Annotated in this window: 11 protein-coding genes; 10 read left to right on the top strand and 1 reads right to left on the bottom strand. The window is 39.5% G+C overall.

The window, feature by feature from the left end; all coding sequences use genetic code 11:
- The 10 genes from miaB to AC4GME_RS10870 all read left to right on the top strand — a co-directional run.
- Positions 1 to 1,255, top strand: a 1,255-nt coding sequence (gene miaB, locus AC4GME_RS10915; protein ID WP_490379389.1) for a tRNA (N6-isopentenyl adenosine(37)-C2)-methylthiotransferase MiaB, incomplete at its 5' end; no start/stop codon positions are given.
- A gap of 15 nt (positions 1,256 to 1,270) precedes the next feature.
- Positions 1,271 to 2,305: a PhoH family protein gene (locus tag AC4GME_RS10910; protein ID WP_490375967.1), complete on the top strand. Its 1,035-nt coding sequence runs from the start codon at positions 1,271 to 1,273 to the stop codon at positions 2,303 to 2,305.
- Positions 2,305 to 2,781 (top strand): rRNA maturation RNase YbeY, encoded by a 477-nt coding sequence (gene ybeY, locus AC4GME_RS10905; RefSeq protein ID WP_490375968.1) that lies wholly within the window; start codon positions 2,305 to 2,307, stop codon positions 2,779 to 2,781. The genes AC4GME_RS10910 and ybeY overlap by 1 nt, the downstream gene beginning before the upstream one ends.
- Before the next feature lie 9 nt (positions 2,782 to 2,790).
- A complete protein-coding gene (gene corC, locus AC4GME_RS10900; RefSeq protein WP_490375969.1) occupies positions 2,791 to 3,660 on the top strand; it encodes a CNNM family magnesium/cobalt transport protein CorC in 870 nt (289 codons plus the stop codon).
- A complete protein-coding gene (gene lnt / locus AC4GME_RS10895) occupies positions 3,650 to 5,245 on the top strand; it encodes an apolipoprotein N-acyltransferase (protein WP_490375970.1) in 1,596 nt (531 codons plus the stop codon). The genes corC and lnt overlap by 11 nt, the downstream gene beginning before the upstream one ends.
- A 137-nt stretch (positions 5,246 to 5,382) precedes the next feature.
- Entirely contained in the window at positions 5,383 to 6,753 is a 1,371-nt protein-coding gene (locus AC4GME_RS10890; protein WP_490375971.1) for an MATE family efflux transporter, read from the top strand.
- A 108-nt stretch (positions 6,754 to 6,861) separates the two neighbouring features.
- Positions 6,862 to 7,554: an ATP-dependent zinc protease family protein gene (locus tag AC4GME_RS10885; RefSeq protein ID WP_490375972.1), complete on the top strand. Its 693-nt coding sequence runs from the start codon at positions 6,862 to 6,864 to the stop codon at positions 7,552 to 7,554.
- A gap of 12 nt (positions 7,555 to 7,566) precedes the next feature.
- Positions 7,567 to 9,093: an inactive transglutaminase family protein gene (locus AC4GME_RS10880; protein ID WP_490375973.1), complete on the top strand. Its 1,527-nt coding sequence runs from the start codon at positions 7,567 to 7,569 to the stop codon at positions 9,091 to 9,093.
- Between the two features lie 3 nt (positions 9,094 to 9,096).
- Positions 9,097 to 10,044, top strand: coding sequence for an alpha-L-glutamate ligase-like protein (locus AC4GME_RS10875; RefSeq protein WP_490375974.1), 948 nt, complete (start codon positions 9,097 to 9,099; stop codon positions 10,042 to 10,044).
- A 338-nt stretch (positions 10,045 to 10,382) separates the two neighbouring features.
- Positions 10,383 to 10,547: a hypothetical protein gene (locus AC4GME_RS10870; protein ID WP_490375975.1), complete on the top strand. Its 165-nt coding sequence runs from the start codon at positions 10,383 to 10,385 to the stop codon at positions 10,545 to 10,547.
- A 273-nt stretch (positions 10,548 to 10,820) separates the two neighbouring features.
- Here AC4GME_RS10870 and AC4GME_RS10865 read toward each other — a convergent pair.
- A partial coding sequence (locus AC4GME_RS10865; protein WP_490379388.1) for a methyl-accepting chemotaxis protein occupies positions 10,821 to 12,559 on the bottom strand: 1,739 nt, incomplete at its 5' end.

Below are 12,559 nucleotides of genomic sequence, written 5' to 3'. Positions count from 1 at the left end.
GGAAAAAGTATTCCACCAGCTGGGGCGTTGGAAAAAATTAAAAGATACAAAACCAAATTTGGTAATTGGTGTCGGTGGTTGTGTTGCTTCCCAAGAAGGTAAAGCAATTCGTCGCCGCGCGCCCTATGTTGATATTGTATTTGGCCCGCAGACATTGCATCGTTTACCTGAGATGATTAAACAGGTTCAACAAGATCACGGCACCGTTGTTGATGTCAGTTTCCCTGAGATTGAAAAATTTGATTCACTACCTGAGCCAAGAGCGGAAGGAGCAACTGCATTTGTATCTATTATGGAAGGTTGTTCTAAATACTGTACCTACTGTATTGTTCCTTACACGCGTGGTGAAGAAGTAAGCCGCCCACTTGATGATATCTTATTAGAAGTAGCGCAATTAGCAGAACAAGGTGTTCGTGAAATTAACCTGTTAGGTCAAAATGTAAACTCATTTGTTGGTGCAACCCATGATGGCGGCACTTGCAGTTTTGCTGAGTTATTACGTTATGTAGCATCAATCGATGGTATTGACCGTTTACGCTACACCACCAGTAACCCAATCGATTTTACAGATGATATTATTGATGTTTATACAGATACCCCTGAGTTAGTTGATTTCTTACATCTACCTGTGCAGGCCGGTGCCGATCGTATTTTGAATCTGATGAAACGTGGTCACACTGCCGAACAATACAAAGAAATAATTGCCAGTTTAAAAGCTGTTCGTCCTAATCTGACTGTCAGCTCAGACTTTATTGTTGGCTTTCCAAATGAAACCGATCAAGATTTTGAGCAGACTATGGATCTGATCGATTATATCGGCTTTGATACAAGCTACAGCTTTATTTACAGCCAGCGTCCCGGCACACCCGCTGCTGATATGCCTGATGATGTAACCCTTGAAACTAAGAAACAACGTTTAGCGATTTTACAAGACCGAATTCATCAGTATTCTCAACAAATTGGTCGTCGTATGGTGGGCTCTGTGCAGCGCATTTTAGTGGAAGGTCCTTCGCGTAAAAACATTATGGAGCTATACGGACGTACTGAAAATAACCGTATTGTGAACTTTGAAGGTGATCACCGCTCAATCGGTGGATTTGTAGATGTGGAAATTACTGAAGTACATAGCAACTCGATTCGCGGTAAATTCATCCGTGGCGAGTCTGAAATGAACTTACGTGAATCAATTCGCCCTAGCGATATCGTTAATAAACATGAAGACACATTAGGTGTTTCAACATTTACTCCAGAATAAAAGGCGTTAACTATTTTGACTACAAAACTGACTACGGTTTATCTTGATTTAGTGCCAGCAGATACTAACCGATTAGCAGTATTATGCGGTGCATTTGATGACAATCTTAAGCAGATTGAACGTCGTTTAGGTGTTGAGATCATTTATAAAAACTCACACTTTCAAGTTGTTGGTGAGCATCGTTATGCTCAGGCTTGTAGCGATCTTTTAAAAGAGCTGTATATTGAGACACAAACGGTAAAAGGTAAAAACCCTAGTTTATCGGACGGTGATGTGCATCTTGCACTGCAAGACTTAATCTCTAATCACCGCCTGCTAGAAGTAAAACCAGTTAACGATCAAAGCAGTTCCCATAGTCTGACGATTAAAACTAAACGTGGCGTAATCAAGCCGCGTGGTGAAAACCAGACTAAATACGTTAATAACATTTTAAAAAACGATATCAGTTTTGGTGTCGGTCCTGCTGGTACCGGAAAAACTTATTTAGCGGTTGCTTGTGCGGTTGAAGCATTAGAGCGCCAAGAGGTGCGCCGTATTCTACTTACCCGTCCAGCAGTTGAAGCGGGTGAAAAACTCGGTTTTTTACCTGGAGATCTGTCGCAAAAAGTGGATCCTTATCTGCGCCCACTTTATGATGCCCTATTTGAGATGCTCGGGTTTGAAAAAGTTGAAAAACTAATTGAACGTAATGTTATTGAAATTGCGCCACTCGCTTATATGCGCGGCCGTACCTTAAATGATGCGTTTGTTATTTTAGATGAAGCGCAAAACAGCACGGTTGAACAGATGAAAATGTTCTTAACCCGTATCGGTTTTAATTCAACCGCGGTGATCACGGGTGATATCACGCAAATCGATCTGCCGCATCGTCAAAAATCAGGCCTGCGCCATGCGATTGAAGTACTCGGTGATGTTGAAGACGATATCAGCTTTAGTTTCTTTATAGCCGATGATGTTGTGCGCCACCCCGTTGTTGCGCGAATCGTTAAAGCATATGAAGCCTTTGAACGTAACGCTGAAATTGAAGCCGCTAAATCGGAAAATAAATAATGGATCTGTTTGTTGATTTACAAATTGCCAGTGCAAATGAAGATTCGCTACCTGATTTGGCCTCTCTTGAAAAATGGATCCAAACTGCCATTATTGCAGGCTCTGAAATGGAGCGACAAGAAGCTGAACTAACAGTGCGTATTGTTGATATTGATGAAAGCCAGCAGCTAAATCTTCAATATCGGAACAAAGATAAACCAACCAATGTGCTGTCATTTCCTTTTCAAAATCCACCCGGGATCACATTACCTTTACTCGGTGATCTGGTAATCTGTAAACAAGTGGTTGAAAATGAAGCTATACAACAAGATAAAACCTTAACAGAACATTGGGCTCATATGCTTATTCATGGCACGCTGCACCTGTTAGGCTATGATCATATCATCGAGAAAGAAGCTGTTGAGATGGAAGCCATTGAGACAAAACTGTTAATCGAACTTGGTTTTGCAGATCCCTATTTAAGTGAAAAAGAGTAAATAAAATTAATGTCAGAAGACAAAACAGAATCATTACAAGATAGTTCAAAATCAGGACTGCTCGATAAAATTGGCAATCTGTTCCAAGGAGAGCCTAAAAACCAAAAAGAATTACTAGAAATCATTCATGGCGCGAAACAGCGTGCAGTCATTGATCAAAAAACCAAAGATATGATCAAAGGCGTTTTAGATGTCTCCAAGCTACGTGTCCGCGATATTATGATCCCTCGTTCACAAATGATCACACTAGGCCTGCATCAAACAGTTGAACAGTTTTTACCGCAATTAATTGAGTCTGCACATTCCCGTTTTCCTGTAATCACTGAAGATAAAGACCATATTGTCGGTTTATTACTTGCAAAAGATCTTATTAAATATGGCTTCACCAGTGAAGCAAACGGCTTTAAAATTGAAGATATTCTCCGAGAAGCGGTCGTTGTTCCTGAAAGTAAACGCTTAGATACTTTATTAAAAGAGTTTCGCAGTCAACGTTACCATATGGCGATTGTTGTTGATGAATATGGCGGTGTTTCAGGGCTGGTAACTATTGAAGATATTTTAGAAGTGATTGTCGGCGAGATCGAAGATGAATTTGATGACATCGATGTCGCTGAAATTCGCAAGATTGGTAAAAGAACCTATACGGTCAATGCGTTAACATCAATTGATGATTTTAATGAGTATTTTTCGACCGACTATAATATCGAAGAACAAGATACTATTGGCGGCTTAATGATTCATAAACTTGGACACTTGCCTGGTCGTGGCGAAAGCATCTCAATGGGCGAATATAATTTTAAAGTAACCAATGCCGACAGCCGCCGTTTAGTACAACTGCAGGTTCGCATCCCAAAAGAGTTAAAACATATTGAGCAATAATATCATCAATAAGCTAAACAGTTTTACACAGCATCTTTTCGGGCAACTTATTTTTGCCCTTATTTTGGGCGCAATTCAAGTTTTTGCTTTTGCCCCTTTTGAGCAGTGGTGGGTTCTCTATCCCTCATTAATCGGCTTTTTTTTATTATTACAGCAAGTTCAAAAAAGCACACAACGCTATTTTTTAATTAGTTTTACTTTTAGCATATCGATGTTTATTGCCACCATTCACTGGATTTATGTAAGCATGGATCTTTTTGGCGGCATGCCGACAATAGTAAGTGCACTTTTAATTGTTATCTTCTGTGCGTATTTGGCACTATTTCCAACGATTGCATTATGGGCAAGTACACGTTTTCTAAACTTATCAAATGCAACGCGTTATCTTTTACTTATTCCCGTTTTTTGGTTAATTTCCGATTGGCTTAGAGGTTATATTTTAACCGGATTTCCTTGGGCCTATCTGGGATATAGCCATGCCGATACACCTTTAGTCGGATTTGCGCCGATATTGGGAGTACAAGGTATAACACTGGCAATTATGGTTATTTGTGGCGCACTAACTTTGCTTATGCAAAAACAAAGAATCGTATTAAATATTTCGCTGATTTGCGGGCTGCTAATAACAGGTTATATTTTACAGAAACAACAATACAACGAGCTGCAGCCGGAAATAATGGTGTCGTTAGTACAGGGTAATATAGATCAAAATGACAAATGGAAATCTGATCAGCTCTACCCATCACTATTTAAATACCTGGATCTCAGTGAAACAGGACTAGACATTCAACCCGAGCTAATTATTTGGCCAGAATCAGCAATTGCAGCCTTAGAAATTGATATGCAGCGCTTTTTGCAGCCTTTATCAATTAATTTAGCAGAAAAAAACAAAACCTTAATTACTGGCATTATTGGTTATAAATCGGCCAGTGATGAATACCACAATACCATTATCGCATTAGGTAAATTACCACTAGGCCAAGGTTACTCTTTAACGGGCAAAAATCGTTACCAAAAACATCAGTTATTACCCATTGGTGAATTTGTCCCATTTGAAGATCTACTGCGTCCCCTTGCGCCCTACTTTAATCTGCCTATGTCGAGCTTTCAGCGTGGTGATGAAATTCAACCTAATTTGCAAAGCGGACAAACAACATTAGCCTCAGCTTTATGTTATGAAATCGCCTTTCCTGAGTTATTACGCAAAAACATTGCCGAAAAAACAGGTATGTTATTAACATTAAGTAATGATGCTTGGTTTGGTGACTCCATTGGTCCAGATCAACACTTACAGATTGCAAGAATGCGTGCAATAGAGTTTGCTCGCCCATTATTGCGTAGTACAAATAATGGCGTGACTGCTATTTTTGATGCCTATGGCAATGAGTTAGGAAGACTGCCATCTAATACTGCAGATGTGTTAAGTAAAAAGGTGCAGCCTGCGTTTGGTAATACCCCCTACCAAACTTATGGTTCGAGTCCACTTTACTTATACTGCTTATTGATATTGATAGGGATATTTTTTCACAGCAAAAAAGTTAATATACCCAAGCTACTTAAAACGCGGGAATCTGCAAGTCGATAAGTGCTAGATTCAAGGCATAAACTCAAGGAGCTAATTGTTCCAGAGCAAGGAGTTAAAGCGCCTTACACCGGCATCTTAGCTTAACCCCAAGCACTATTTGCAAGTGGTCAGGTATAAATCTCCCAATAGGAATACCTATGAAGAATAAAATAGCAACATTCCGCCATCCGGATTTTCAGCAAAAACTTTGGCAATTAGCCCTGCCTATTACTTTCCAGTCGCTGTTATATTCATTTCTTGGCCTTGTTGATATTTTAATGGTCGGCCAGTTAGGTGAAAGTGAAATTGCCGCGGTTGGCCTGGGTAATAAAATATTCTTCTTTAACCTGTTAATGATGGTCGGCGTCAGCCATGCAGGTGGCGTACTTGCTTCTCAATACTTTGGAGCAAAAGATCTATCAGGCTTAAGACGCAGCTTAGTGATATCACTCCTGTTTACTTTTTTGATTACGATTCCCTTTATAGCTTTTTATACTATCTCTCCACAAACCGTTACTGGACTCGCAAGTGATGACCCTCGGCTTTTATTATTAGCCAACGATTATTTAGTGATCACTGCATGGAGCTTTATTTTTACCGCCGTTGTACTGCCCGTTGAAACAGCATTACGTTCAGCAGGAGATACCAAAACTTCAATGCGCATTAGCATGCTGGTTATACCTATTAATGCTCTGCTTAACTATATATTCATTTTTGGTCACCTTGGATTTCCAGCAATGGGTGTCCAAGGTAGCGCCTGGGGCACGTTAATCGCGCGGGCCATCCAGTTATTATTACTGCTTATTTTCGTTGCTAAAAAACGCTCATTTATCATCACTAAGCGAAATGAGATCAAACAGGCACTTAGCCGATATGAAATAAAACGTTATATAAAACTGGCAATACCAATGGTATTACATGATAGCGGCTGGGCTTTAGGTGTTTTTGTTTACACTTTAATTTTTGCCATGATTGGTATTCAAGAACTGGCAGTGATGAGTATGATATCCACCATAGAGCAAACTATTTTTGCACTGTTTATTGGTATCGCTATTGCCAGTGGCACTATGATAGGACATCAGCTCGGGGCAAAATCATTTAATATAGCCTGGCAACAAGCCTGGACATTTATCCTGTTTGTACCCATTCTGGCATTTATCTTTACCCCTATCATTATTATATTTAGAGAGCCCGTATTATCACTATTCCCGGCCCTATCATTAAGTGCAAGCGAAAGTGCATCCCAGGTTTTACTGGTATTGGCATGTGCGTTGTTTGTTCGGGTTATTAACTTTATTGGTATTATCGGCGTCTTACGTAGCGGCGGAGATGTTAATTACAGTACATTTATTGATATTTTCTGCATGTGGTGCGTGGGTATCCCGTTAACCTATATTGCCGTTAAATATTATAACTTCAGCTTAGTTGAAGCGTATATTGTTACTCTGTCAGAAGAGCTGCTCAAGGTTATTTTAGTGATCCAGCGTGTCCATAAAAAACACTGGTTAAGAAATATGATCCAAACATGATAAAAAAACCCAATAGAATCAAATAAAAATTAAGATTAATCCTACAATTTAAACTACAAGCTGATAACATCATATTTTTGTTTTCTATAATAATGGTTAGGGATTTTTATGTTTTTAAATAAAACCGCACTTATAACTGCAGTCGCTATTTTTGTAAGCACAGGTTGTGTCAGCATAGATAATGAAGCACAACAAACACAAATAACCAACCTGCAAGGTGAGCTTGTGCAAGCACAAGAAACTAACCAGCAAACACAAACAAAGCTAACTACAGCCAATAAAAACTTAACTGGCTGTCAAAATAAAGTTGATGAATTAACAATCTTATTAGCAAAATCAACAAGCGCAAAAAATGCCACAAAACTGGATGATAAAACAATTCTCGGCCAGTCTGAATGGGTTTATATTTCAACGACTAAAAGTAACTACAAAGGCAGAATTGATACGGGTGCAGCAACCTCTTCAATTAACGCGGTTGATATTGAACGTTTTGAACGCGATGGCAAAAAATGGGTGCGTTTTAATCTAAGTCATGAAAAAGGATTAGATCCGCAAATTGTTGAAGCTAAAATTGAACGTATTGCTAAAATTATTCAATCAAGTAAACCTGGTGAAGAAACTGAACGCCCCGTTGTTAAATTACATGTGCGTATTGGTGATGTAACACATCAAACAGAGTTTACCTTAACGGATCGCACTCATATGGTATACCCTGTATTAATCGGTCGTACATTTATGCAGGATGTTGTATTAGTTGACGTCAGCAAAGAATACATTCATCCAAAATACAACGCTAAATAGTAAGGGCTCCCCATGAACTCAAGAATTGTCTTTTTCGCCTTAGTCGCAGGCCTGTTCACTTTAGGCATATTTCAAACTGTACAACGCCATTTCGCGTTCGATATTCCCTGGTTGCCTGGCGAAACACGTACCATCTGGAATATTGATGCAAAAGTCGATTTTAATGCGATGGGAGAGTCTGTTCTTGCATCACTAACCACGCCAAAAGCGCAAGCTGGTTACACCCAAATTAGTCAAAATGCGGCTTCACCTGGTTACGGGCTTTCATTTTTAAATGAAAACACTGCGCCACAAGCTCAATGGGCAATTCGCGAAGCAACGGGTAAACAAACGCTTTATTATAATATTCAGGTACTTGCTGATAATAAAAGTAAAGATCAAAAATACACTGAAATGCCAGCTTTATTCGATAAAGAATATGATGCTGCGAGCTTGGCTGCCGGCACTGAAATTATCAGAGATGCATATAAAACCAGCGCGGATGCATTCAGTTTAACTCGCGAACTGTTAAAAGTACTTAATGCTGAAACCCCGAATCAAAATATCAGCTTGATTTTAAACAGTGAAATAACAAAAACAGATCTTTTAATCGCACTCTTAAATGAAGCAAAAATTCCGACTAAAAAAGTTGGTGCGCTTCACTTAGAAGATGGTCGTCGCCGTCAACACTTACAGCCTATAGTGGAAGTATTCCAAGAAAAAGATGGGGTTATCACTTCCCAACTATTTAATGCTAATAATACAGCAGCAGTAAATCGTAATAATTTATTGCTTTGGGATCAAAGTGGTAAAGCCTTGCTTGAACTTGTTGGTGGTGAGAACTCCAAAGTCAGCTTCTCAATGATTAAACAAGAGCAGCCGGCATTAGCTGCAATCCTTCAAAAAACTGAAGATAATCAATTATTCAACTTTTCAATTCATAGCCTGCCTGTTGAAGATCAGTCACTGTTTAAAGGTATCTTAATGATTCCTTTAGGTGTTTTGATTGTAGTTATAATGCGCGTTTTAATCGGTCTGAAAACATCCGGTACTTTTATGCCGGTTTTAATCGCCATGGCATTTATTCAAACAAGCCTTGTAACTGGTCTGGTTGGTTTTATTCTATTGGTGGCAGTTGGTTTATTTATCCGCTCATATCTATCACATCTTAATTTATTACTGGTGTCACGAATATCCACCGTAATCATTATGGTTATCCTGCTGATTGCAATGTTTGGTGTACTCTCATACAAACTTGGTCTTACTGAAGGACTTAAAATCACCTTTTTCCCAATGATTATTCTCTCTTGGACGATAGAGCGTATGTCTGTTTTATGGGAAGAGGAGGGTGCAAAAGATGTAATTACTCAAGGTGGCGGCAGTTTGGCGGTTGCAGTGCTTGCATACTTTGCCATGAGCAATGAGGTTACACGTCATCTAATGTTTAATTTCATTGGCTTACAGTTTGTTGTGATGGCCTTTGTTCTGTTACTGGGAAGTTATACGGGCTACCGCCTGTTAGAATTACGTCGCTTTAAACCCTTGGCTGATAAGGACTAAACTATGTTTTTTTGTAATCCTTTTAAGCTCAAACAGAAAGGCATTATGGGCATGAACCAGCGCAATAGCGGCTATATTGGACGCTATAACCCGCGTAAATTATACCCTTTAGTTGATAATAAACTAAAAACGAAAATTATTGCGCGTGATGCTAATGTTACCACTCCTGCTTTATTGGGAGTAATTTCCATGCAGGCAGAAGTTCAAGGTGTAGAAGAGTTTATTAAAGATACCCCAGGCTTTGTTATTAAGCCCGCTAAAGGTAGTGGTGGTAAAGGTATTTTAGTTATCACTAAAATTGAAAACGGCCGTTATTTTAAACCCAATGGCAGTGAAGAAAGCCTTTCTGAAATTAAGCGTCACGTAACAGATATCCTTGCGGGTTTATTTAGCTTAGGTGGCAGTGCTGATGTTGCTGTAGTTGAAGGTTTAATTCAGTTTGACAATGCCTTTGATGGTTTTAGTTTCGAAGGCGTGCCTGATGTGCGAGTGATCGTCTTTAAAGGCTTCCCGGTAATGGCGATGATGCGTCTTTCCACCGCCGCTTCTGATGGTAAAGCTAATTTACACCAAGGTGCCGTTGGCGTGGGTATTGATATAGGCACAGGCAAAGCCCTGCATGCCGTGCAGTTTGATCTGCCTGTCCATCACCACCCGGATACCAATAAGGAGCTTAAAAAATTAGAGGTTCCAAAATGGGAACGGCTTATCTATTTAGCCGCTAGCTGTTATGAGATGTCTGGCATGGGCTATTTAGGCACCGATATGGTACTAGACCGCGATTTAGGGCCAATGCTACTCGAATTAAATGCTCGCCCGGGTTTAGCTATTCAAACTGCCAATGGGCAAGGCATTCTGCCGCGTTTGAAGCTCATTGAAAGCTTGGGTGATGATCATGGCATGAGCGTTGAAGAGCGTATTAATTTCTGTCAAAAGCACTTCTCTCAATAGTTATAGCAAATTAATTAATCTGATAAAAAAAGCCCCTGTTTATTTTAATAAACAGGGGCTTTTTTGTACTCTTAACTTTCATCTGCAATAGCAGATAAAAGCTGTCACTATCTAGGATGGTTAAATGAATCATTCAACCTTTATTTCGCAACAAGTGGATAGTAGTCATATACTTAAAAGTGAGGATATCGACAAACTAGCCATGATCTTTTGCAAGCGACTTTGAGATAAGTAAAGATTATTGTGCAGCTGCTATTTATCACGATTGAGATCCCGGCATTAACGGATGACCGTAATAAACTGATTATTAATAAAAAAAGATAATAAAGGAGTGAAAAATGAGCATTCAAGGCAACACAACTGCGCCATTACTTGCAGAAGTTTCGGAACTGCTAGATGCAATGATCCTGGAGTTAGAACTTAGAGGTTGTGAAGCGAATCATAAGTTGGTAAAACGCGCGTTAATCATACAAAAGCAACTTAAGGATTTAAAAGAAACTTAACTGCGCTTTTTGTAAAAGAGCAAAGCATGGGGGTTTGCTTATCTAAGCAATCGACAGATAAATCATCGAGCTTATCTGCGCAGATGTTGTTTTTGCTCGACAAAATATCGTTTTTTTTCGGCTGCATATTGTTTTCTGCAAAAAAAGAAGAAAAATAACATGCCTTTTTAATTGAATCAGCAAAATATTACAGGTAAAAAAACGGTCCAAAAGCAGGACCGTCCATATCATATCGCGAATAAACGATACCCATTCAATAAAAACAGGGTCTCACTACTGCAATTTAAATTTACTCACCAAAGCATTTAATTGTGCATTGGCAGATGCTAAATTTTGTGTGCTATCGACGCTAGCTTGTCCATTTTTTGTCAGTTCTTGTACCATCTGATGAATGTTACTCATATTACGGCTGACTTCTTCACTAACGCTGCTTTGCTCTTCAGATGCGGTTGCAATTTGTGTACTAAGATCATTAATTTCCACAATAAAGTTGGTCATAGCATCTAAACTCTCTGTCACGCGCTCAGTGTTTTCTGCCGTGCGCTCACAACTTGCTTTGGTTACATCCATAGCAGCAACTGCATCGCTAGCATCTTTACGCAATTTGCCGAGTATTGTATTAATTTCAGCAGTACTGGTTTGAGTGCGTGCTGCCAGTGAACGTACTTCATCTGCAACCACGGCGAAACCGCGCCCTTGTTCACCTGCACGAGCAGCTTCAATTGCGGCATTCAGAGCCAATAGATTGGTCTGCTCTGCAATGGCACCAATCACACTTAAGACACTGATGATCTCTAGCGTATTTTCATTCATGGTATTAATGCTTGATGATGCCGAGTCAACTTCATCCACCAGAGCTATCACACTGTTGGAAGCTTCAACTACGGTATCTTTTGATAATAGCGCTTCATCGTTCGCTTTTTGAGTATTTGTCGCGGTTTCAGTTGCGCCTTGCGCAACGGTTTCAGAAGTCGCGCTCATCTCGGTAATGGCGCTCACAACTTGTTCCGTTTCAGCGGCATGAGTTATTAACGCTTTATTATTTTGCTCAGACTGAATATTGAGTTGATTTATGTTTTCAGTAATATGCGCTGAAGCTTGTGAAATATCGAGGATCATCGACTGCAGATAAATAATAAAAGTATTAACAGATTGTCCGATATCTCCCAACTCATCATTTGAAACAATATCAATGCGCGAAGTTAAATCCGCTTCGCCTGTCGATAAAGTATCAATGCGATCTTTTAATACGACTAGACCTTTGACAATGGCACTAATAACCCAAATTACAATAATAAAAGAGAGAACAATTAAAACTAATGAGATAATAATCCCCGAGCCAACTTTTTCCTCAAAAATATCTTCAGTAACCTTTGTTAAGCCCTTTTGCACCGCGATAATATCACTCTCATAAGCGCCGGTCACAATTGTCCAACCCCATTCAGGGAAGATTTTTCGAGCATAAGCAATTTTGTTTTCGGCTTGTCCGGTGGCTGGGTTTTCATAATTGATTTTAACAGTGGCTTCAGATTTACCTTTTATACTTGCCGCAATGGTTGTTGTGCTGGCAACCTTTGTTCCCACTATTTCAGCTTTCGGGTGAGCAAGAATTTTTCCATCTTTGTCTTGTATCCAAAAGTAACCATTTTCTCCATACTTAGCAATGGTTATTGCGTGTAATGCCGCGTCGATTTTGCTTTGCTTAAGGGTGCTGATGTATTCACCAGTTGCAATAACCAGATTTAACGGTTTAAAGTAAAAGGAAGCGGTTATCTTGTCTTCAACTTTTTCGGTTGTTGGGTTTAAAAAAGTATACTGACTAAAGCCAATAGCATTGTTTTTAGCAGCCTCTACAACCGCCCGTACATAATATTTACCATTGGCACCTTTTCTATCGTAACCGTATGAACCAATAAGAGATAAGTCACTACCGTAAGCTTTACTAATCCACGAAGCGGCATCATAAGCAAAAAAATAACGGCCATTTTCCCAACGGTGTTGATTAAGAAAAG

This window comes from Psychromonas sp., assembly GCF_983033635.1.
Note: the sequence above shows the minus strand (reverse complement) of the source record. Positions and strands in the feature narration are given on the sequence as shown.